The organism is Rathayibacter sp. KR2-224, assembly GCF_049446075.1.
GTDB lineage: Bacteria > Actinomycetota > Actinomycetes > Actinomycetales > Microbacteriaceae > Humibacter.
Window position 1 is genome coordinate 2,412,113 of the sequence record NZ_JBMSEB010000001.1, and the last position, 22,770, is coordinate 2,434,882.

The window sequence follows — 22,770 nt, forward strand, 5'->3', positions numbered from 1 at the left end:
AAAGATGGGGGAATGGGCGAGACCATCCATTCAAGCACCGTCGTGGGGTGGCGCGAGTGGGTTTCCCTGCCCGCCATCGAGGTGCCATGGGTGAAGGCAAAGCTCGACACCGGTGCACGCAGCTCGGCCTTGCACGCGTTCGACATCGAGGAGCTCGACGGCGGCGAACGCGTGCGCTTCCACGTGCGACCCTGGCAGGACTCCAACCGTGATGCCGTCGTGGTCGAATGCCCGGTTCACGACAGACGGCTGGTGCGCAGTTCGACCGGCCACGCACAACGGCGTTACGTCGTGCTCATCGAGCTCGAACTGTGCGGTCGCACGGTGCAGGCCGAGACGACGCTCACCAATCGGGATGCCATGGGCTTCCGGATGCTCGTCGGCCGCCAGGCGCTCCGCCAGGGCGGTTTCGTGGTCGACGCGGGCAGGTCGTTCCTCGGCGGGCGCGCGCCCCGACCGGTGCGGCGCCGCAACCGCGGGCGGGCGTAGGCGCTCGCCGCGGGCGCGCTGCAGCGCTCGCCGCCCGCGCGCTGCGCCGATTGCGCCAGGACGCGGCGATTGCGCCAGGAAACGTGGCGCAATCGCGAAGACATGGCGCAGTCAGGTGGAGGAGGCCCGGCGCGGTCAGGGTGGAGGAGGCCCGGCGCGATCAGGGTGTCGGAGGCCCGGCGCGATCAGGGCGGAGGGGTCCTGGCGCAATCAGGGGTGGACTTGTTCCTCGTACGACCGCGGATGCCACGAGGCGAGCAGCACGGCGTGCACGACTGCCAGCCCCGTCGCGATCGCGATGACCGTGATCCACTCCGGAACGGCATCCGCTCCGGAGCCGTTCACGAACACGATGCCGAGGATGGTCGTTGCAAGGATGGCGCCGACGTAGCGGGAGGTCTGGAAGATTCCGGCCGCGACGCCGGCATCCTTCGGCGCCGCGGACGCGTAGAGGGCTTGGCTCATCGCGATGCTCACGACGCAATACGGCGCGCCCATGGCTGCCGTGATGAGGAGGATCGCCACCGGGTTCACGGTCGCCGCCGCCACGGCGAGCAGGCCGGCGCCGGCGATGAGCCCCACCCCTCCCGTGATGAGCGTGAACCGCAGGCCGCGGGTCTCGATCCAGCGAGCGCCGAGCGGGGTCAGCCCGATGGTCACGGCCGCCAGCGGGAACATCAGCAGACCCGTCACTCCAGCGCCGTACCCGCCGTGCTCCTGCAGCAGCTGCGGCAGGCCGAAGAACGCCGTGTAATACACGAGATTGAAGACGGCGAAGCAGAGGTACACCATCATGAGCGAGCGATTCGCCGCCAGCAGCCTGAGGTTGATGAACGGAACGGATGCCGTCTGCTCGCGCCACACGAAGCATCCGCCGGCCAGCACCGCGACGGCGAGCAACCACCACGCCGGGGCCTGCAGCCCGAGCAGGAAGATCAGCAGCGCGACGAGCGTGCCGACGAAGAGTGCGATCCCCGGGATGTCTGACTGGAGCACAAGCACGCGGAAGCGCTCGGCGCGGCGGGCCCTGTCGGCGGGGGCGAGCATCCACGTGCCGACGAGGGCGAGAGCGGCGAGCGGAACGTTCACGGCGAAGATCGCCTGCCAGCCGAGTGTGCTCACGAGCAGGCCGCCCAGCACCGGGCCGACGGCGGCGCCCGCGGTGTTCGCGATCTGGATGCGCCCAAGCAGTCGCGGAGTCGTCACGCCGGACTGCGCGCTGAGCGGTCGCACCATCGCTACGGCAGACGGAAACGCAGTGGCCGTACCGATCGCGAGCCCGATGCGACCGACGCACACGAGCGCGAACGATGGCGCGAACGGCGTAAGTGCGCTCACGACGATCACGACGGCCATGCCGAACACGAAGAGCCTGCGAGGTCCGAAGCGATCGCCGAGCCGGCCCATGAGCGGCTGACCGGCGGCGGACGCGAGGTAGAACGCCGTGATGACCCAGGTGGCTTCGGCGATGCCGAGCATGAACGTCTTCTGCAGATCGACGAGCGCCACCGCGATCATCGACGAGTTGAGGGGGTTCAGTGCCGTGCCGAGACTCAGGCCGGCGACCGCGAGACCGGTGCGACGCCGCGCGCCGGGCTCCGGTCCGGGGTCGGGGGCCGGAGCTGCTGCGTCACTCACAGTTCCGTCACACCCACGCCCTCGATGGTAGCGACGGATGCGCGCGCCGTCGGGGCAGTCGCCTGCGAATGCCCGCCCGAGCAAGCACTCAGGGGCGCGCCACTAGCCTTGAACGGTGAACGACGTGCTGCATCCGACTGTTCGCCCCCGCCGCCTCCGCGCCACCCCGGCGATGCGCCGGCTCACGGCCGAGACCCGGCTGCACCCGGCCGAGCTGATCCTGCCGATCTTCGTGCGGGAGGGCATCCGCGAGCCGCAACCCATCGCATCCATGCCTGGCGTCGTGCAGCACACCCTGGGCAGCCTCAAGGGCGCTGTGGCGCAGGCGGCCGCGGCGGGCATCGGAGGCGTCATGCTCTTCGGCGTGCCCGAGGTGCGGGATGCCATCGGCAGTGGGGCCACCGACGCTCACGGCATCCTGAACGCGGCGACCAGGGCAGTGGTCGCCGAGGCGGGCGACGCGCTCGTCGTGCAGACCGACCTCTGCCTCGACGAGTTCACCGATCACGGGCACTGCGGCGTGCTGGATGCCTCCGGCCGCGTCGACAACGACGCCACGCTCGAGCGCTACCGCGACATGGCACTGGCCCAGGCGGATGCCGGATCGCAGCTCCTCGGGCTCAGCGGCATGATGGACGGTCAGGTCGCCGCCGTGCGCGACGCGCTCGACACCGGAGGCTTCGCCGAGACCGGGGTGCTTGCATACGCCGCGAAGTATGCATCCGGCTTTTACGGCCCCTTCCGCGAGGCCGTCGACTCGCAGCTCCAAGGTGACCGGCGCAGCTATCAGCAGGATCCGGCGAATCGGCGCGAGGGTCTGCGCGAGGCGCGGCTCGACCTCGAGGAGGGCGCGGACATCCTGATGGTGAAGCCCGCAATGTCGTACCTCGATGTGCTGAGCGACGTGGCCGAGATCAGTGATATTCCCGTATGGGCATATCAGGTCAGCGGCGAGTATTCGATGGTTGAGGCGGCCGCCGCGAACGGTTGGATCGACCGTGACCGAGCCGTGCTCGAGACGCTGACGAGCATCCGCCGTGCCGGTGCCGACGCCGTTCTCACGTACTGGGCTGTCGAGGTTGCCGGGTGGCTCAAGTGAGCGGGCGGGCCCGGTCGTTCTCCTTGAGCGAGCGAAGCGAGTCGAAGGGCCCACACCGATGAACAGCAACGACGCGGCATTCGAGCGCGCTAGGGCCGTCATCCCTGGCGGCGTCAACTCGCCTGTGCGCGCGTTCCGCTCCGTCGGCGGCACGCCCCGTTCGCTCGTGACCGCGCACGGCCCGTACGTCACAGACGTCGAGGGGCGGGAATACGTCGACCTCGTGGCGTCGTGGGGTCCTGCGATACTCGGGCACGCGCATCCGGAGGTGGTCGCCGCCGTGCAGGATGCCGCCGCTCGTGGCCTGAGCTTCGGCGCGTCCACCCCGGCGGAGACCGAACTCGCCGAACTCGTCATCGACCGGCTGACCGTGACGCCCGGCTCGCACCACCTCAGCGGCCGTTCGCTCGTGAGGTCCCGGCTGATCGACGAGCTGCGGCTCGTCTCGACCGGCACGGAGGCGACGATGACCGCCATCCGCCTGGCACGTGGGGCGACGGGCCGCGACCTCGTGGTCAAGTTCTCCGGCCTCTATCACGGCCACTCCGACGGACTGCTTGCGGATGCCGGCAGCGGCCTCGCCACGCTGGCCCTGCCCGCCTCCGCCGGAGTGCCCGCCGATATCGCGGCGCAGACCGTGGTGATTCCGTACAACGACAAGGATGCCGTGCGCGCGGTCTTCGCGCAGCACGGCCCCCGCATCGCAGCCATCATCACCGAGGCGGTCCCGGCGAACATGGGTGTCGTCACGCCCGCCCCCGGTTTCAATGCCTTCCTCGCCGACATCGCGCACGACAACGGTGCCCTGCTCATCCTCGACGAGGTGCTCACGGGCTTCCGTGTCGGCCCGGCGGGTTGGTGGGGCGAGTCAGCGTTCACGATCCGCGAAGGGGATGACGGCTCCCGCGCACTCGTCTCGCCCACCTACCTGCCCGACCTCGTGACGTTCGGCAAGGTCATCGGCGGCGGGATGCCCCTTGCCGCCCTCGGCGGACGCCGGGAGCTCATGGATCTGCTCGCGCCGAGCGGTCCCGTCTACCAGGCGGGCACCTTGTCCGGAAACCCGGTCGCCGTCGCCGCCGGCCTGACCACACTGCGTCTAGCCGATGCGGATGTCTATGCCCGGCTCGATCAGGTCGCTTCAGTGATCTCAGAGGCCATCGACGACGCGCTCACGGCATCCGGTGTTCCGCACTACATCTCGCACGCAGGCAACCTCTTCAGCATCCAGTTCCGCGAGGCGCCCGCGACCGACTACGCAGGCGTTCAGGCGCAGGATGCCTTCCGCTACGCACCGTTCTTCCACGCGATGCTCGACGCCGGCGTCTCCTTGCCGCCGAGTGTTTTCGAAGCGTGGTTCGTCACGGCGGCACACGACGACGCCGCCGTCAACCGGGTGCTCGACGCGCTGCCGGGGGCCGCACGCGCGGCCGCTGCTGCCACGCGGGCAGAGTAGGGCGCACCCGGTTATCGACCGGGGGTCATGGGTTTGACTGGGAGTGTCCCTTCCACGCTTTCGCCTCGGAAAGGGGATTCCTAGACGGGCGTCGATGTGATGTATTGTGGCGGCGTTGTGGACTGACGTCCCCGCTGCCCCGTTCGCATCTGAAGACTGGACACCGTTGTCTCGCTACCGAAATTTCGCGCTCTCGGCGCTCACCATCACAGTCCTGGCTGGTGCCTCGGTCATCGCTATGGCGGCACCGGCAGCTGCATCCCCGCCGCTTGCGTTCAGCGATTCCCCCGCGAATCTGTTCGTCGGAGACAGCGCCGACGTTCAGATCACGTTCCAGGTTCCGGCGGACGCAGCGGTGGAGGAGCTGCCAACCGCTGCGTCGTTCAGCGCGACTCCTGACGGCGGCACGAGCGGCGGAGCCATCGCGTTCTCGATCAGTTCGAACAGTGCAAACCTCTCAGACTGCACGGTCGCTGCAGACGGCGCGAGTGGGACTTGTACGTGGGCGGGAGCCACCCCGGGAGACACCGAGACCGTGTCCGTCCACGAAACCGGAGTCCAGGGCATTCTTGGTGTCCAGCACCTTAGGTTCACGACAACGATGCCCAATGGCACCGAGAGCTTGGCGGGGTTGCAGGACGTCACGGTGCTCGATCGCCCGGTGACGGCCACCGGGTCAGTGTCGGCGGCGACCGTACCGGTCGGGGGAATCCTGACGGTCACCGCGACCTTCACGGTGTCGCCAACAACCCCAGAGCAGTACCTGCCGCAATTCGTAGGGTTCTATGTGTTGCAGGATGCGGCTGCCGACACAAGCGCATTCAGCTTTCAAGTCACATCGGCAAGCGCCGGCGCATCGTGCCAGCCGGATCCGGGTGGGAAAGGGATCGGTTGCCCGCTCTCCGGGGTAACAGCAGGATCGACCATCACGATCAGCGGGACGGGAACAGCTGGAGCGGATCCCCTGGGAACCCATCAGCTTTTTCTCTACTACGAGAATGCTGCCGTCCTCGGCCAGACCGTCAAGGCCGGCGAGACGGTCGACGTCGTTCCGTCTTCCGGATCCTCCTCGACGCCGAGTGGTACAACGACGCCGAGTTCGGGAGTGGCCGGTACGGATCCCTCGGACCCCTCCGCAGCCGCGGCAGCTCCTGCCGGCAGCCTCGCGGCAACCGGCAGCGAGCAGTACACTCCGGCGCTCGAGGCTGCACTGCTGCTCGCCGCCGGCGCGACGCTCACGGTTGTCGCTGCTAATCGACGTCGCCGGACCCGTCAGGACTGAGAAGCCCCACGCCGCCCGTCGCACGGAGTTAACCATCACACTGAGGACTATTTCCTTTAGAGCCATTGTCCTGACAATCTCGGCCGGATATGGTCGGGAACAGTGACTCTCGTGTGCCTCTGACGGGGGTCATCGTCGAACCCAGAGCCGGAAGTGGGGATCGGCCGTCTGGGTTCCGCGAGCGTGTCTGCTCGACAGCCCGGGACAGCATCCGCACCGGCAAGCGAAAGGACGCACGACGCGATGACGCTCGATTCCCAATCCCCAGACGAACGACGGCGCAGGCGCAGGCGCCTGACTGCAGCGACAGGCGTGGCCGCGTTCGCGCTGTTGGCCGCCGCGCTCCCGGCATCCGGTGCATCCGCACAGACATCCTCACCCGATGGCTGGCACTTCGTCGACGCGTACCAGACGAACCAGTCGACGAACACGACGCCCGAGACGAACGCGGCCATCCGCCTGCTCGGCAAGTTCTCCGACCTCTGGCAGCCGGGCACGAGCTGGGACAACGGAACCAAGCTCAACGCGGCCGTGCTCGACGAGAACATCCAGAAGGCGATCGACATCACGAGCTCGCTCACGCCCGCCGAGTCGAAGGAGGCCTATCTCACCGACCGCCGCAACCAGAGCTACACGGCGATCAACGGGTTCGGCCCTTATACGGATGCCGTGCGTACCGCAGCGAACGCCGGTACCACGATCGGCGACGACATTCCGGCCGACGCCACCACTGTCAAATACAACGACGCGGGGAACGCGAACGGTGTGTGGGCGGACGAGAATTCGGCGCTCGGCAAGGTCGTGACCCTCGTCGACACGCTCCGAGGCAACTACTCCTCAGGGAACCCGTCGAAGAACTTCTATCAGTACATGCGGCCGTGGCGCTGGTCGGACCAGGTGAAGGTCGTGCCCCAGCTCGAGCCGGAGAAGTCGACGACGCCCGCGACAGACGGCGGGTTCCCGAGCGGGCACACGAATGCGGGCTACCTCGCCGACATCGCGTTCGCGTACGCGTATCCGGAGCGCTACCAGCAGCTGCTCACCAACGCCTCCGAAATCGGCAACAGCCGAATCCAAGCGGGCATGCACTCGCCGCTCGACGTGATGGGCGGACGAGTGCTGGGCACCGCGCTCGCCGCCGCGATCCTGAACGATCCGGCGAATGCGGCACTCAAGCAGAGCGCGCACGCGCAGGCCGAGCAGGTGCTCGCAAACGCGGCGCCCAGCGGCGACGACACCTATGGCGACTACGCGGCGAACCGGGCGGCGTATCGCCAGCGACTCACGTACGGATTCGAACAGATCGGGCCGACAGACATCCCGGCGACCGTGCCCAAGGGCGCTGAGGCTCTGCTCGAGACTCGGTACCCGTACCTGAGTGGCGAGCAGATCCGGGACGTTCTGCGCACGACCGCGCTGCCCTCCGGATACCCGCTGCTCGACGACGAGGAGGGCTGGGGGCGCCTCGATCTGTTCTCGGCATCGAGTGGATACGGCGCACTCGACTCGGCGGTGACCGTGTCGATGAACAAGGCGGACGGCGGCCTCTCCGCTGCCGACACCTGGCAGAACGACATCCCAGGCGCAGGCTCGCTGACGAAGGCCGGCACAGGTGAGCTGACGCTCGCCGGGTCCAACACCTACCGCGGCGGCACAAGCGTTGTCGATGGAACGCTCGTTGCCGACTCGGCCTCCGCCCTCGGCATCGGCTCGGTGCGCGTCGCCGACGGCACTCTCGCGGAGGCGACATCCGACACCGTGAAGGTGGGCGGCTCGCTCACCGAGTCGAGCGCCGGCACGCTCAAGCTCTCGATCGACTCGGGCTCGCCCGCAATGCAGGTCGACGGTCGAGCGGTACTGAACGGCAAGCTGGCCGTCGACGTGGCGCCTGGCACGCAACTGGGCAACGATGTCGTGCTGCTGACCGCGCACGGGCTGACCTCGTCCCTTTCTGCGGGCGACGTGACGATCACGGGCCTCCCGTCGGGCTACCAGGGCAAAGTGGTCGAGCGCGGTGGAGCGCTGCACCTGGTGAACGCGGCAGCGCAGGGCCACGGCGCGGTCTCGGTGAGTGTGAGCAAGCATCCTGTACCCGCCGGCTGCACGACGACCGTCTCGGTGAAGGGCCTCGCGGCGCTGTCCATCACGGGCATCCGGCTCGACGGGCACCCGGTCGCGGCGCTGAAGGCGGATGCCCTCGGCAACGCGTCGAAGCAGGTGGCTGTGCCCCGGTCGGCCCGCGCAGGCACGCACACGGTGACGGTGACGGATGCCTCAGGCACGCCGCTAGCGTCGGCGCCGCTCGTGGTGACGAAGGCGCAGCATCGGTGCGACGCCCGGCACTGGTGAGCTGACACAGACGGCGCGACGGTGGCGTGTCCGTGCTTCCGAACCGAGGGTTGAGCTTGTTGAAACCCGGCTTCATGACTGGAACGTTTTGGCGCGGAGCTCAGTTTCCCGCCAGTGCATTCAATCCACTGATGGCGGCGCTGGCGGTCAGCGGCGCTGCGACAAGGATTCCGAGTTCCCGGGCTCTTCTGATCACGTCGACACGTCCTCGCCCGCCGAGCTTGCGGCCGATGCTGCTGATGTGGTGTTTTACGGTGACCTTCTCGATGCCGAGCCGGGCCGCGATGGCGCTGGTGGTCGCCTTGTCCAAGAGAAGCAGGAAGACTGCTGCTTCACGTTTGCTCAGTGCCGCCCGAAGCCGTGAGCTGTCTACGATCTCACTCACGATGTCCTCTCGCCGCACCGCGACGCCGGCAGAATCGAGAACAAGGGCGATGCCGAACAGTAAGTGTCGCGCGAGGCAGATGGCGATCTCGATGTTCCGGCCCGGGAACACAAGATCAAGCTGTTTCAGCGCCGTCTCGAACAACACGGCGGCTCCTGCAAGCGCAACGCCCGGGGGGATGCCGCTGTCGGCCAGCTCGACAACGACGTTGCGTGTGTCAAGCGACGGCGCTTCGTTGACAGGGCCATTCAAGGCCGTGAGCACCACGCTAACGATGCTTCGGGCATACTCCGCGCGCTCGGCAGCGAGTGCGTCTGTGGCGATGAGCGGGCTGCCGACGAGACGAAGCTGGTGCACGTAGGCGAAAGCGATCGTGTCGACGAGCGCTTCTCCTTCGTCGATTGCACTGTCTGCGGCGGGAGAAGGTAGCCGAGGCGGGGTGGCGATCGTGGGTTCAACGGTCATCGGGGTGATTTCTGCGTACTGACATCTCGCGGGAGTGTCGGACGACCTCGGCGGAATAGTATCTGAAAATACGGGTGGATACACCGTTACCATCCCGTTTGGAAATCGGGGAATTGTCGTAAGAGTGATGGACCAAGGCGGTGACCGCACCAACTACTATCGGATCAGCGTCCCGGGAAAGGAAGCGTTTACCCGTTCTGGGTTGCCTTCAACGAATCCAGAAGAAACCCACATACCAATTAGTAGCACGTCAATTGATGAAATTATAAGGATCGTAAGAAAGATCCGAGGGAATGGGTGATGCTCACCGATCGCCTCTGGGGAGGCAGCCTGCAAGCTGCAGACCTCGACGTCAGAAATCAAACCTTGAGTCTTAAGGTGAGAGTTGATCACGGAAGTTCGCACGAGATCCACGAACTTCAGATAGTTCGCATGCACGAACTTCAATTTAGAAATTCGATCGGCCCCGATTGGGATTATGCGGAATTTACGGAATGTTGGCTCGAATTCGACTCGACTTCACACCTCTGGAACTTTCAAGTAGTTCTCTGGGTGGAGCCCACTGGGTTTGCAGGAAGTTGCGAAGAGATCACGATGGACGGGGTTGAGGTTCCGCGGCCAGGCTACGACTAGCGGGTGGGCTCGGCGGTTGAGTACCAGAACGTTTTGATTGACGATTCCTTGGGTGAATGGGCAACAAGAGGTGCTAAGGATGAGGCATCTGGTTCCACCATCGATCCATCGACACCGGCGGGGGGCGCATGCAACAGGGCGCCCCAAGTCCGGGCACCGGGGTGAACCGCGCACGGTTCCGAGGAGGTGAAGCGTCGGTCAGTTGCGGCATGACTCGCCCGATGTGAGGCCCCGATTGCGGCATGACTCGCCTCGATGTGAGGCCTCGATGTGAGGCCTCCGATTCGAGGCGCTTACGCTCTTGATGGACATAAGCGATCGGGGAAAGTAGTGCCAATTCCCTACCGTGATCAAGATTTGAGCGCCCCCGAGCATGCGCTGGTTAACGAAGCGAGAATGGACGATGTTTCGTTCGATTGGGTACTCATCCATCTGGGCATAGTGGGTAATCCGCCTCCATATGCGTCGTGGCGACCATCCAAGACCGACGTTGACCGCGCGTTCATTACACTTCATAAACTGCTCAAAAGGGGTTGTATTGCGGTAGGCAGAATGGAACCAACGGGCGAATGGACGTCAAGCGGCACGGCTCGACTTCGGCACGTGTCGGAGTCGCCGGATATCGTTCGGCGTCAGGTCCTCGCGTCATTAGGGGAGTCCGACCCGCATGTATGGGAAACGTCATGCTGGGTAACGGCAGCGCCGCTCGACTCCTGAAGGCCCACTGTGATCCTATTCACCGTACGAGTTCCGTCGGCAGGTGAGTTGCACCGGGCTCTGAAGCCTAGGGCTTGAGTACTGGTCGGCTGGAGAGGGGCGCTCGGGCGGTGGTCCTGCCGCGTGGCTGGGGGCACGAGGCGAACGAATGCGACCTGTACTAGTGACCTGTCCACACCAAGGGGCCGCCCGCACGAAGCGGACGGCCCCTTGGTGTGAAGGGCGGAGACTACTGGCTGTTCTTGGCCAGCTCCTCGAGGGTCGAGTTGTTCGAGTACGCCTGCACCGCGTTCTGCTTGGTCACCAGGATCGGCGTGAGCGGCTTGTACGGAACGGTGATCGTGCCGTTGTAGGCGTTGGTCTTGTCGTTGTAGTCGACGCCCGACGGCTTCTTCTTGCCGTTGGCCAGGTCGTTGATCAGGTCGACCGCGGCCTTCGCCTCCTCGTCGGTGTTCTTGTAGATCGTCGAGTACTGAACGCCCTTCATGATCAGCGGAATCGACGCGGTCTCGGAGTCCTGACCCGTCACCACGGGAACGGGCAGACCTGCCTGCTGTGCGGCCGTGATGATCGAGCGACCGAGCGTGTCGTTCGGGGAGAGAACGCCGTCGAGCTCGGTGCCGTTCGAGTACGTCTTGGTGATGATGTTGGTCATGCGGGTCTGGGAGTTCTTCGGGTCCCAGTTGTCCGTCTGCACCTGCTGGAAGGATGTCTGCCCCGACGGCACCTTCACCTCGCCCTTGTCGATGAGCGGCTTGAGCACGCTCATCGCGCCGTTGTAGAACACCGTCGCGTTGGCGTCGGTGTTGGCGCCGGCGAAGATCTCCACGTTGTAAGGGCCGTTGGGCTTCTTGGCCTTCATGCCGTCGAGCAGGGCCTGGGCCTGCAGCTCGCCGACCTTGTAGTTGTTGAACGCGGCGTAGAAGTCGACGTTCTTGGTGTTCATGATGTTGCGGTCCCACGCGATGACCGTCGCGCCGGACTTCTTCGCCTGCGCGACCTGGGTGCCGAGCTGGCTGCCGTCCTGCGCCGCGATCACGATGACCTTGTCGCCCTTGGTCACCATCGACTGGATCACGTTCTGCTGGTCGGAGACGCTCGCCGAGTACTGCACGTCGGACTTGAATCCGGCATCCTTCAGCGCGTTCTCGAACGAGGCCTTCGCGAGCACCCAGTTCTGCGACGTCTTGGCGGGGAGGGCAACGCCGATGGTGTCGCCCTTCTTCACGGTGGTGTCGGCGGAGCCCGCATTGCCGCGCGACGAGCATCCGGTCAGTGCGACACCGGCAAGGGCCACGGCGGTGAGGCCGATGAGCAGTTTCTTGCGCATGTTGTTCCTTCTTGTTGTGTATTGCAGGGCGGCCCTGTCGATGGGTCGCGCCTTCTATGGAGCTGTCCGGTGGTGCGCCGGACAGCAAGCTAGGAGCGGCGTCAGGCCTGCGGCACCTTGACCTGTTCGCCCGCCGGCTGGTCGATCCCCTGAGGCTGGGTCTCGACCGCCTCCTCGGTTGCGGTCGGCTTCTTCTTGCGTCCGACACCGACCCCGCGCAGCAGCAGTCCGGTGATGGACGGCTTGCCCTGCGTCTTGTTGTAGACGTCGAATGCCACGGCGGCGATGAGCACGAGTCCGCGGATGATCGACACCCACGAGGAGTCGAGCCCGAGCAGCGAGAGGCCGTTGGCGAGGAACGCCATCACGAACGCGCCGATGATCGATCCGGCAACGGTGCCGACGCCGCCGAAGATGGCCGCGCCGCCGACGAAGACCGCTGCGATGGCATCCAGCTCCCAGCCGGTGCCGTCGAACGGACCGGATGCCTGCGCGTTGCCGATGAAGACCATGCCCGCGACTGCGGCGAGGATCGACATGTTCATCATGAGCAGGAAGTTCACGCGACGTGACTTCACGCCAGACAGCACTGCGGCGCTGGCGTTGCCGCCAACGGCGTAGATGTGGCGGCCGAACACCGTGCTGCTCGTGATGAAGCTGTAGAGGAGGATGAGGAGCCCGGCGATGATGCCGACCACGGGGAAGCTCGTGCCCACGCGCCCGGTCGCGAACAGGTAGGTCGCGAAGATGGTCACGCCGCACAGCAGCACGAGCTTGACGACGCTTGCCCAGACCGGCTGCAGCGCCGCACCCATGCGCACGCGCTTGCGGCGGTCGTGCACCTCTTTCCAGATGAGCGCGATAACGACGATCAGGCCGAGGATGAGCGTGGGGTTGCTGTAGCCGAAGTCGGGGCCGAAGTCGGGCAGGGATCCGTTGCCGATCCAGTTGTACGACGCAGGGGTGGGAACAGCCGTCGAGTTGCCGACCACCTGGTTGGCACCGCGGAAGATGAGCTGGCCCGCGAGAGTGACGATGAAGGCGGGAACGCGAACGTACGCCACCCAGAAGCCCTGCCAAGCACCCACGAGCGCGCCGACCACGAGGCCGAGCAGCATGGCCAGCCCAGCTGGCAGGTGCCAGACAGCCATCGACTGGGCGACCACGACACCGACGAACGCGGCGACCGAACCGACGGAGAGGTCGATGTGCCCAGCGATGATCAGCATGACCATCCCGATCGCCAGGATCAGGATGTACGAGTACTGCTGCACCATGTTGATCACGTTCGTGGGGTCGAGCGTGTAGCCGCCCGTCCAGATCTCGAACACGACGATGATCGCGACCAGCGCGATGATCATGCTGTACTGGCTCAGTCCGCGCCCCCCTGTGAGGGTGCGCACGCCATCGGAGAACTTGCTCATGCTGCTTGTCCGGTCTTTCGGGTCGAGGTCATGCTGACCATGAGGGATTCGGGGTTGGCCTCTTCTGCCGGCAGCACGTTCGTGATCTGGCCCTCGAAGATCGTGTAGATGCGGTCGGACATGCCGAGCAGCTCGGGCAGCTCGGAGGAGATCAGCACGATCCCCTTACCCTGCGCGGCCAACTGGTTGATGATGTTGTAGATCTCGTACTTGGCGCCGACGTCGATGCCTCGAGTCGGCTCGTCGAGGATCAGCAGGTCGGGGTCGGTGAACATCCACTTGGCCAGCACGACCTTCTGCTGGTTTCCGCCGGACAGCTTGCTCACGCCCTCGTCCACCGACGTCGCCTTGGTGCGCAGCGCCTTGCGGTACTCCTCGGCGACCTTGTATTCCTGCAGGTCGTCGACGACGCCGCCGTGCGCGATCTTGTCGAGCCGCGCAGAGACGGTGGCACGCTTGATGGTGTCGAGCAGGTTGAGCCCGAGCGTCTTGCGGTCCTCGCTCACGTAACCCATTCCTTGCTCGATGGCGTCGTGCACGTTCGCCACCTTGATGCGGCGGCCGTCCTTGTAGATCTCGCCGCTGAGGTAGGTGCCGTAGCTGCGGCCGAAGACGCTCATCGCGAGCTCCGTGCGGCCGGCGCCCATCAGGCCCGCGAAGCCGACGATCTCTCCGCGGCGCACGAAGAAGCTCTCGTTCTTGCACACGAGGCGGTCCGGGTCCACGGGATGCTGCACGGTCCAGTTGCGCACCTCGAAGAACGTCTCGCCGATGTTCGGCGTGCGCTCAGGGAAGCGGCTCTCCAGAGACCGGCCGACCATGCCGCGGATGATGCGGTCCTCGTCGACGCCCCCGGATGCCACATCCAGCGTCTCGATCGTCTTGCCGTCACGGATGATCGTGATCGAGTCGGCGACCCGCTCGATCTCGTTCAGCTTGTGGCTGATCATGATCGAGGTCATGCCCGACTTCCTGAACTCGAGGATGAGGTCCAGCAGATGCTGGGACTCCGCTTCGTTCAGCGCCGCGGTCGGTTCGTCGAGGATGAGCAGCTTGACGTCTTTGTGCAGGGCCTTCGCGATCTCGACGAGCTGCTGCTTGCCGACACCGAGCGTCTTGATGAGCGTGTCGGGGTCTTCGCGCAGTCCGACCAGGTCGAGCAGCTCGCGCGCCCGCTTTTGAGCCGCCACCCAGTCGATCACGCCGAACCGCGACACCTCGTTGCCGAGGAACAGGTTCTCGGTGATCGAGAGCTCCGGGATGAGCGCGAGCTCCTGATGGATGATCGCGATGCCTGCCGACTCGCTCTGCTTCGTGGTGGAGAAGCGGACCTCTTCACCTTCGTAGATGATCTGGCCCTCGTACGTGCCGTAGGGGTAGACGCCGGAGAGCACCTTCATGAGGGTGGACTTCCCTGCGCCGTTCTCACCGCAGATGGCGTGGATCGCTCCGCGCTGCACGGTCATCGTCACGTTCGAGAGTGCGACCACGCCGGGGAAGCGCTTGGTGATGTCGCGCATTTCCAGAATGGGGGCCTTCGCCACGGATGATCCTCTCGCTGTGCGGGCGGGGCATCCGTCGGATCAGGCTCTCGCCTGATGGGTGCGTTAGACGCCCTCGTCCCGTGGTGCAGCGGCCGTTCGGGCCGCGTCGCGTTGCCTCGGGGCTGCAACGAAACGCAACGGTAACACAATTGCGTTCAGGGGTTGAACGCAAGTGCGAAAACGAGCATGGTGCGACAGCGCGTCGATTCAGGCCTTCGCCGCAAGCCGGCGGGAGAGTTGCTCTTAGGCGCGACCGTGGCTGGCGCGCGAGCGTCTGGAAAGTGAATCCACGATGACGGCGAGCAGCAGCACCGCGCCGGTGATCATGTAGCGAACCGATGAGTCAAGGTTGAGCAGCGTGAGTCCGCTGGAGATGGCCGAGATGACCAGTACGCCGAGCACGGCAGACCACGCGCTGCCTCGTCCGCCGAACAGGCTCGTGCCGCCGATGATGGCTGCCGCGATCGCATTGAGGTTGGTGTCGGCGGATCCCGTGATGGTCGTCGCCGAGCCCAGTCGCGCCGCCGAGAGCACACCGCCGAGTGCAGCCAAAGCCGAGCACACGACGAAAGCCGTGACGAGCGTGCGGGTGACGTGCAGTCCTGCCCGGCGGGCGGCATCCACATTCCCTCCGACGGCGAAGACGGAACGGCCCCACCGTGACCTGCGCAGCAGGTACGAGATCACGACGACGAGCAGCAGGAACAGCACGGGCATGACCGCGGTGCCGCGGTCGAGGGAGAGGTACCAGACGGCGACGCACAGCACCACGAGCAGGGCAACGGCCTTGAGCACGGAGACCGAAGGATGCTCCGCGGGAAGCTGTGCGCGCATCCTTCTGCTCCTGCGCAGCAGCCCCGCGCCGAGCACGCCCAGCGCGGCGATGCCGGCGAGTACGTACGCCGCCCATGGCGGCAGGAACCAGGTGTTCGCGAACTGCACGAGCGGGTCGGAGAACGGGATGTTGATCGACCCCGATGGCCCGAGCAGCGCGAGCTGCAGGCCGAGGAATGCGAGCAGACCGGCGAGTGTGATGAGGAAGCTCGGCACTCCGAACCGGGTGAGCAGGAACCCGTAGAACGCGCCGATCGCCGCTCCCACGGCGACGGCCGCGAGGATGCCTACGAGCATGGGCCACTGCAGCCGCATCGCGCAGACCCCGACCACGGCACTCGCGAGGCCGCTGACCGAGCCGACGGAGAGGTCGATCTGGGCGACGAGCAGCACGACGACGGTACCCAGGGCGATGACGCCGAGCGGCGCGGCCTGCAGGGTGAGGTTCACGAGGTTCCCTGGCGCCAGGAACCGCGGATTGAGCACCTGGAAAAGCACGGCGATGATGAGCAGGCCGACCACGACGGGCAGGGCGCCGAGCTCACCGTCTCGCACGCGCCCGGCGAATGCAGTGGCCACGTCGCGGAGCGTGTACGCGGCGCCTGGCTCGGTGCTGCCGCGCGCGAGCATCCCTCGTTCCGCGCTCATCGAGGGCCGCCTTCCGTGTGGTCGGACCACGGGGCGCGGGGTGCCGATCCTCGCATCCGTTCGCGCGGGTCGTCTTCCGGCGTGCCCTCCTCGAGATTCAGCACACCGGTGATCGAGGCGATGATGTCTTCGTAGCTCAGGTCGGGTGCGCGGAACCGTCCGTTGACGCGTCCCAACCGCAGCACGATGACCCGGTCGGCCACCGCCTGAACGTCGGCCATGTTGTGGCTGATCAGCACGACGCAGTGCCCCCGGTCGCGCAGCAGTTCGATGAGGTTGAGCACCTCGGCCGTCTGAGCCACGCCCAACGCCGCCGTCGGCTCGTCGAGGATGACCACACGCGGATCGCCGATGAGCGATCGCGCGATCGCCACGGTCTGTCGCTGGCCGCCCGAGAGCGTTGCGACGGGCATCCGCACAGAGGGGATGCGGGCGGACAGCTGGCGCAGCAGCTCCCACGAGCGCTGCTCCATCGCCTCTTCGTCGAGGGGGCCGCGGCTGAGTTCCTGCCCAAGGAACAGATTGGCGACCACGTCGAGGTTGTCGCACAGCGCGAGGTCCTGGAACACCGTGGCGATTCCCAGCTCACGGGATGCCGCGGGCGAGGGTATCGAGACGACGCGTCCTTCGTACGCGATGGTGCCGGCGTCGGGCGGATGCACACCCGCCAGGATCTTCACGAGCGTCGACTTCCCTGCCCCGTTGTCGCCGACCAGTGCGACGACCTCGCCGGCATACAGGTCGAGATCAACGTTGCGCAGGGCCTGGATGTGGCCGAACGACTTGCTGATGCCGCGCATGCTCACGACGGGCTCGAGCGCGGCGGCCAGGGCGGCGGCATCCGTGCGCGCTGCTGCGTCTCCTGCGCTCATGAGATGCCGTGCTCCTTGCAGTAGGTCTCGTATGCGGGCGTGCAGATCTCTGCCACCGTATGGAAACCGCTGTCGATCACGACCTTCTTCACGTTCTGCAGCGTGACGGGGACCGGCGTCAGCAACACCGTTGGCACCTGCTTGCCGCCCGTCTTCGTCGTGGTCGTGCCTTTCGGGTGCCCGCCGCGCACGAGCGTCAGCGCTGCGTCGGCCGCGATCCGCGCCTGTTGCTTGATGGGCTTGTACACCGTCATGTACTGGGTGCCGGCGAGGATGCGCTGCACGGCGGCCACCTCGGCATCCTGACCCGTGGTCGGTGGAACGGGATCGACACCGGCGGCCTGCAGAGCCGCGATGGCGCCTTGCGCTAGGCCGTCGTTGGCGGCGTACACGCCCGCTATGCGGTTGCCGAACTGCGTGATCTGACCGGCGACCCAGGTCTGCGCCTCCGAGCCGTCCCAGTCGGGAGTGTCGTACTCCGCCAGGATGCTGTAGCCCGACGAGTCGATGACCGAATGCGCCCCCGTGCGATAGCCGGACGCATTGTTGTCGGTCGGCGATCCGTTGACCATGAGGATGCCCGACCCGGCAGGGACCTTCAGCTGGCGCAGCCTGTTCACGAGCGCCTGCGCCTGGAGCACGCCCACGTGCTCGTTGTTCGCGGAGACGAAGAACGAAACGTCGGGGCTGTCGATGATGCGGTCGTACGCGATCACCGGAACGCCCTTGGCGACCGCCTCGTTCACGATGGATGCCGCTGCCTTGCCGTCGACGGCATCCAGCACGAGCACGCCCACCCCCTGGGCGAGCATCGACTCAGCCTGTTGCTGCTGACGTGCGGCATCGGCCGAAGCGTTCTGGTAGGCGACGCTGCAGCCGGGGCATTTCTCGTGGATGCGTGCGGTGAACGCCGGTCGGTCGGTGGCTTCATACCGTGTGGTCGTCGAATCCGGCAGCAGAAGCCCGATGCTCGCGTGCGCAGGATCGACGGCGGCGTGCGTCGTGTCGCCGGGCGCCACCGCGTTGGAACACCCGACGAGGGCGAACACGCAGGCGGCGACCGCGAGCAGCAAACCCGCGCGGACCGCCTTCATTCCCCGGCGTCCTCCGCGGCTGTCGTGTCTTCGGGCTGAATGGAGACGCGCTCGACGGCCATGGCCACTGCGCCGATCGCTGCGGCAGCCGGCCCCAGTTGACCCTGCACGATCTCGGGTGCGAACTCGGTCCCGGCCAGCACCGAGCGCTCCACCTCGCGGCGCATGGGTCCGAGCAACAGCTCGCCCGATCGGCCGAGCTCCCCGCCGACCACGATGCGCTCCGGATCGAGAAGATTGCTGAGGTTGGCGGTGGCCACCCCGATAGCGGTACCGGCGTCGGCGATCGCACGGATGGCATCCGCGTCGCCCGACATGGCCCGCACGATCACGTCTTGCAGCTTGATGCCGCGGTTGCCCGACTGCAGCCTCTGGATCAGTGCGCTTCCGCCCGCGATGGCCTGCACGCATCCGCGGTTGCCGCACTCGCACACCGGGCCGTCCTCCTGGATGACGGTGTGCCCGAGCTCGCCGGCCATGCCGCCGTGGCCGGAGTAGATGCGTCCGCCGAAGACGAGCCCAGCGCCGATGCGGTCGCCCACGTCGATGAACACGACGTCGTCTTTGCCGCGGGCGGCGCCCAGCCGGAGTTCTCCGAGGGCGGCGGCGTTGGCATCCGTGTCGACGAAAACGGGTCGCTTGAGGCGCTGCTGCAGCACATCCGCCACCTCGACGCCGTCCCAGCCGCGAAGGATGCCCCGCCGCGCTATGCGCCCGGTGCGTCGGTCGACGGGAGCGGGAAGCGCCACGCCCACCGCCAGCAGGTCGAGCATGCCCGCCCCGGCGGAGTCGAGCATGTCGGCCAGTAGCAGCATGACGCGGTCGAGCTCGTTGTCGGCCCTGTGGTCTTTGGCCAGCGGCATGTGCGTCTCGGCGACGACCGTGTAGGCGACGTCGGAGATGGAGATGCGCAGGTGGCGGGTGGAGAAATGCACACCTGCGACGAGGCCGAGCGCGTGCGCGAGCGTGACGTGCTGAGCGCGGCGACCGCTGCGGGTGCCCGGCGCGGTGTTCAGGACGCCCGCGCCGCTGAGCTCTTTGACGATGTTGGAGACGGTGGCAGGAGAGAGCCCGGTGAGGCCCGCGAGCTCGATCTGGCTGAGCCCCCCGTACTTCTTCACGGCGTCGACAATGCGGCCGCGATTGGCTTCACGCAATGAAGTCTGCGACCCCGGTGTACGACGGGCGGCTACCACGGAATCACACTACGCGATCGGTGCTATGCAGCGGCAGGGATATGGGGTGGGTGTGCCGGGAGCGGTCACGAGATCCCTTTAACCGTTGAGGGTTGCCGCCTCGTCCTCCGTCTACTGGTGCACATCGAGCCGGAGGTCGGTGTCAGTCGATGACCTTGTCGAACACCTCGTTGAACGCTTCGGTCGAGCTCGGATGGGTGTAGATCGAGTCTCTGAGTTCCGTGGCCGTGATGCCGAATCGCATCGCCAGCGCGACCGTGTTGATCAGCTCTTGCGCATCGATGCTGAGGAGGGCTGCACCGAGGATCAGGTCGGTGTCGGCGTCCACAATAAACTTCATCAGACCGCGGGTTTCCTCGACCGTGTATGCGCGGGGCATCGCAATAATGTCCGCGACGTTCTCACGCGACACCTTGATGTTGCGTCCCTCGGCGCGTGCCCGGCGTTCGGTCAGTCCGACCGTCGCCAGCGGTGGCGTGATGAAGAGGGTGTGCGGCACTGCGACGCGATCAGTCGTGGCACGTCGACCGTCCCCGAGGAGTTGGTCGAGAACGATGCGTGCGTCATCGAGGGAGATGTAGGTGAACTGCTCACCGCCGTTGACGTCTCCAAGAGCGAAGATGTGCGGCCGACTGGTGCGCAAGTGCTCATCGACGCGGATGCCCCCACGTTCGGTCAGTTCGACGCCTGCAGCATCCAATCCGAGTTCCGCCACCACCGGACGCCGCCCGGTGGCTGGAAGCAGAGCATCTGCCTGGACCTCGTGCGTCTCGCCGTCGACGATGTAGGTCACCGTGGAAGATTCGTCTCCGTCACGCGCCTCGAGCACGGTCGCACCGGTAACGAGCCGGATGCCCTCGCCCGCCAGGATGCCCGTCACGGCCTTGGCGATGTCGTCGTCCTCGCGTGGGAGCAGCCGCTCCGCGCTCTCGAGCACGGTAACCTCGGCCCCGAAGCTCCGGTAGATCGCCGCGAACTCGAGGCCGAGGTACCCGCCGCCTATGACGACGAGGCGGTTCGGCAGCCGGTCCTTCTGGATGAGGTCCGTGCTGCTTACGAGGCGGCTGCTCTCGGCGAGACCCGGAATGGCCGGGATGATCGGCGCGGAACCCGTATTCACGAGGATCGTGGGCGCGGCCACACTGATCGCGTCGTCGCCCTCGCCCACTGAGACGGTGTGGTCGTCTACGAATCGGGCGCTGCCCGTCAGCACCATCGCTGTATCGTGCGCGTTCATTCCCTCGAGGTTGCCGGCGCGGAAGGCACTGGTCAACTCCCGCACGCCGGCGATCGAGTGTGCGAAGAACTCCTGCGCGTCGTCCTCGAGCCGCTTCTCGCCCGAGTAATGCACGAGCATCTTGGTCGGCACGCAGCCCACGTTAGGGCAGGTCCCGCCGTACATGTTCTCGGAGCGCTCGATCAGCACGACGCGCCTGCCCGTGTCCGCGAGCGCATGAGCCGCCGTCTTGCCGCCTTTGCCGAAGCCGACGACGATGACGTCGGCGGAGATGGTGTGTTCCTTGGTCATGATCCCACCATGGCGCGACAGGTTGCGCCGCACCCCTAGAAAAGGCTCGTCTGTATGTCCCAGAGTTCCACTATGGACTCCTTGAGTAGGTTGCTCGAGGTCGCACATCTGCGTGCAACCTTGGATAAGCACTGCATGTTGTCGGCGTCGACTGTTATGGACGTCGCCCCTCAGCGTTCCCGGAGCGCGGCCTTCCATGTTCTGTTAGAAGGGACAGCGCGCTTCCATGTCGAAGGCGTCGAGCTCAACCTGCAGGCCGGCGATGTCGTCGTCATCCCATCCGGTGCAGGCCACCGCGTGACAACTCGGGGACCTGAGCCTGTGCGCGCGACGCACGAGACCTTCGGCTCTGCATTCACGACGACGCGAACTCGCGGAGAGGGTGACCCCGTAATCGATCTGTACTGCGGGCATTTTGATTACGGTCCAGGCGCAGGCGATGTCTTGTTCCGCACCCTGCCCACACCGCTGCGAGTGTCGCTTGCGACGACTGCCGAGGAAGCATCGATGCTCCGCGCGCTGAGCGACCTCTTGCGTGGCGAGACTTCCAACGAAGGACGGGGCACGGCAGCGGTGATGAGTGCGCTGTGCACCGTGCTCCTCGCCTTGGTTCTGCGCACCGCCGGAAGCGAAACCGGCACAGCGCCGGTGTGGACGAGCATGACGGACGCAGGTGTGGGTCGAGTCATCGACTCGGTCCTGCGCGCGCCCGGGGACGGCTGGACGATCGCGACCCTTTCTGAGACGGCGAGGATGTCACGAGCAACATTCCTTCGCCGCTTCGCTGCGAGCACCGGGATGACGCCGGGGCAGTTCCTCACCAAGGTCCGGATCATGGCGGGGGCAGATCTACTTACAGGCGACGATCTGACGGTGGCTGCGGTGGCGGCAGCAGTCGGATATCAATCAGAGTCGAGCTTCTCAAGGGCATTCCGGGTCGAGATCGGTCGTTCGCCCGGCAGCTTCCGACGCGAGAGCCGGAAACCCCTTCCCACGAGGGTCGTGAACCCCGATCATGAACCGCGATCGTAACGTCAGAGCGTGCCCGATGCACCGACGGCAGCGGATGTCTAGGCCGGACCGGGTGAGGACGCTGGCCGCACCGCCTCCGGAACCCGATTCAACCGAAATGCAACCGTCGTTGCGGCGCCAAGAGGCCTCAGTTCTGTAACGTCTCGTCCGGTCGCGTTCGCATCCGGGAAGCTGCCATGGCGACCCGGCAGACTAGTGGCATGGCCGACTTCCACGTGTATCGCGATCGACTCGAGATCCGCCTCACCCGTGCGGAGAAGCTGCTCGCGCTGCGCCGCGACGACATCGTTGTGCCGCGGGAGAGCATCCGCAGCGTGGCGATCACGGAAGACCCGTGGATCTGGATTCGCGGCGTGCGAGCGCCGGGTAACAGCATCCCTCTGACGCTTGCTGTCGGCACCTGGAAGTTCCACGGCGGCAAGGACTTTCTCGTGCTGAAGGGCAAGCAGCGCACGGCCGTCGTGATCGACATCGACCAGCCTGACGCACAGGCCTCGGACGAGTCGGATGCCGAGACATCCGAGTCCACGCCGGTGACGGATGCCCCGTCCTCGCCCGCCGAGGTGGCCGCCGACGCCGCTGTGGGCGGCTCCGGCCCGGTTCCGGGGGCTGCAGAACCGCTGCCGGTCTCCGGCGAGGTCGCCGACGGATTCTCACGCGTCATCGTCTCGACACAGCACGCGTCGCAGCTGGTCGAGGCGCTGCGCGACATCCATCCGGGCTCGGACGGCCCGGCAGACGAGGTCATCTCGTAG

The 22,770-nt window shown here is 66.2% G+C and carries 17 protein-coding genes; 7 read left to right on the plus strand and 10 right to left on the minus strand.

Annotated elements, in window-relative coordinates; all coding sequences use genetic code 11:
- Nucleotides 1–12 precede the first annotated feature (12 nt).
- Nucleotides 13–489: an ATP-dependent zinc protease gene (locus ACO2Q7_RS11105; protein WP_423355663.1), complete on the plus strand. Its 477-nt coding sequence runs from the start codon at nt 13–15 to the stop codon at nt 487–489.
- A gap of 210 nt (nt 490–699) precedes the next feature.
- On the opposite strand, the gene ACO2Q7_RS11110 is transcribed toward ACO2Q7_RS11105, so the two are convergent.
- Nucleotides 700–2,127 (minus strand): MFS transporter, encoded by a 1,428-nt coding sequence (locus ACO2Q7_RS11110; protein ID WP_423355664.1) that lies wholly within the window; start codon nt 2,125–2,127, stop codon nt 700–702.
- 124 nt (nt 2,128–2,251) lie between these two features.
- On the opposite strand from ACO2Q7_RS11110, the gene hemB reads away from it, so the two are divergent.
- From hemB to ACO2Q7_RS11130, 4 genes are all read left to right on the plus strand, one after another.
- Nucleotides 2,252–3,226 (plus strand): porphobilinogen synthase, encoded by a 975-nt coding sequence (gene hemB, locus ACO2Q7_RS11115; protein ID WP_423356012.1) that lies wholly within the window; start codon nt 2,252–2,254, stop codon nt 3,224–3,226.
- Nucleotides 3,227–3,284: 58 nt separating this feature from the next.
- Complete coding sequence (gene hemL / locus ACO2Q7_RS11120; protein ID WP_423355665.1) at nt 3,285–4,682, plus strand: glutamate-1-semialdehyde 2,1-aminomutase; 1,398 nt, start codon at nt 3,285–3,287, stop codon at nt 4,680–4,682.
- A gap of 166 nt (nt 4,683–4,848) precedes the next feature.
- Nucleotides 4,849–5,964 (plus strand): hypothetical protein, encoded by a 1,116-nt coding sequence (locus tag ACO2Q7_RS11125; protein ID WP_423355666.1) that lies wholly within the window; start codon nt 4,849–4,851, stop codon nt 5,962–5,964.
- A 243-nt stretch (nt 5,965–6,207) separates the two neighbouring features.
- Nucleotides 6,208–8,313 (plus strand): phosphatase PAP2 family protein, encoded by a 2,106-nt coding sequence (locus tag ACO2Q7_RS11130; protein WP_423355667.1) that lies wholly within the window; start codon nt 6,208–6,210, stop codon nt 8,311–8,313.
- A 100-nt stretch (nt 8,314–8,413) separates the two neighbouring features.
- Here the strand turns inward: ACO2Q7_RS11130 and ACO2Q7_RS11135 are convergent, their stop codons facing one another.
- The 9 genes from ACO2Q7_RS11135 to ACO2Q7_RS11175 form a co-directional block, all read right to left on the minus strand.
- The gene (locus ACO2Q7_RS11135; RefSeq protein WP_423355668.1) at nt 8,414–8,965 is read right to left on the minus strand and encodes a LuxR C-terminal-related transcriptional regulator; all 552 of its coding nucleotides are present in this window, start codon (nt 8,963–8,965) and stop codon (nt 8,414–8,416) included.
- 1,777 nt (nt 8,966–10,742) lie between these two features.
- Nucleotides 10,743–11,843, minus strand: a complete 1,101-nt coding sequence (locus tag ACO2Q7_RS11140) for a substrate-binding domain-containing protein (protein WP_423355669.1) — start codon at nt 11,841–11,843, stop codon at nt 10,743–10,745.
- Nucleotides 11,844–11,944: 101 nt separating this feature from the next.
- Nucleotides 11,945–13,267: a multiple monosaccharide ABC transporter permease gene (gene mmsB, locus ACO2Q7_RS11145; RefSeq protein WP_423355670.1), complete on the minus strand. Its 1,323-nt coding sequence runs from the start codon at nt 13,265–13,267 to the stop codon at nt 11,945–11,947.
- Entirely contained in the window at nt 13,264–14,787 is a 1,524-nt protein-coding gene (gene mmsA / locus ACO2Q7_RS11150; RefSeq protein WP_423356013.1) for a multiple monosaccharide ABC transporter ATP-binding protein, read from the minus strand. Before mmsA ends, mmsB begins: the two co-directional genes overlap by 4 nt.
- Before the next feature lie 267 nt (nt 14,788–15,054).
- Nucleotides 15,055–16,293, minus strand: a complete 1,239-nt coding sequence (locus ACO2Q7_RS11155; protein ID WP_423355671.1) for a sugar ABC transporter permease — start codon at nt 16,291–16,293, stop codon at nt 15,055–15,057.
- Entirely contained in the window at nt 16,290–17,165 is an 876-nt protein-coding gene (locus tag ACO2Q7_RS11160) for an ATP-binding cassette domain-containing protein (protein WP_423355672.1), read from the minus strand. The genes ACO2Q7_RS11155 and ACO2Q7_RS11160 overlap by 4 nt, the downstream gene beginning before the upstream one ends.
- Nucleotides 17,162–18,259, minus strand: a complete 1,098-nt coding sequence (locus tag ACO2Q7_RS11165; protein WP_423355673.1) for a substrate-binding domain-containing protein — start codon at nt 18,257–18,259, stop codon at nt 17,162–17,164. Before ACO2Q7_RS11165 ends, ACO2Q7_RS11160 begins: the two co-directional genes overlap by 4 nt.
- Entirely contained in the window at nt 18,256–19,380 is a 1,125-nt protein-coding gene (locus ACO2Q7_RS11170; RefSeq protein ID WP_423355674.1) for an ROK family protein, read from the minus strand. The genes ACO2Q7_RS11165 and ACO2Q7_RS11170 overlap by 4 nt, the downstream gene beginning before the upstream one ends.
- Before the next feature lie 217 nt (nt 19,381–19,597).
- Nucleotides 19,598–20,983 (minus strand): dihydrolipoyl dehydrogenase family protein, encoded by a 1,386-nt coding sequence (locus ACO2Q7_RS11175; RefSeq protein ID WP_423355675.1) that lies wholly within the window; start codon nt 20,981–20,983, stop codon nt 19,598–19,600.
- 72 nt (nt 20,984–21,055) lie between these two features.
- Between ACO2Q7_RS11175 and ACO2Q7_RS11180 the strand changes: the two genes are divergently transcribed.
- Both ACO2Q7_RS11180 and ACO2Q7_RS11185 read left to right on the plus strand, forming a co-directional pair.
- The gene (locus ACO2Q7_RS11180) at nt 21,056–22,015 is read left to right on the plus strand and encodes a cupin domain-containing protein (RefSeq protein WP_423355676.1); all 960 of its coding nucleotides are present in this window, start codon (nt 21,056–21,058) and stop codon (nt 22,013–22,015) included.
- Between the two features lie 200 nt (nt 22,016–22,215).
- Complete coding sequence (locus ACO2Q7_RS11185; protein ID WP_423355677.1) at nt 22,216–22,770, plus strand: hypothetical protein; 555 nt, start codon at nt 22,216–22,218, stop codon at nt 22,768–22,770.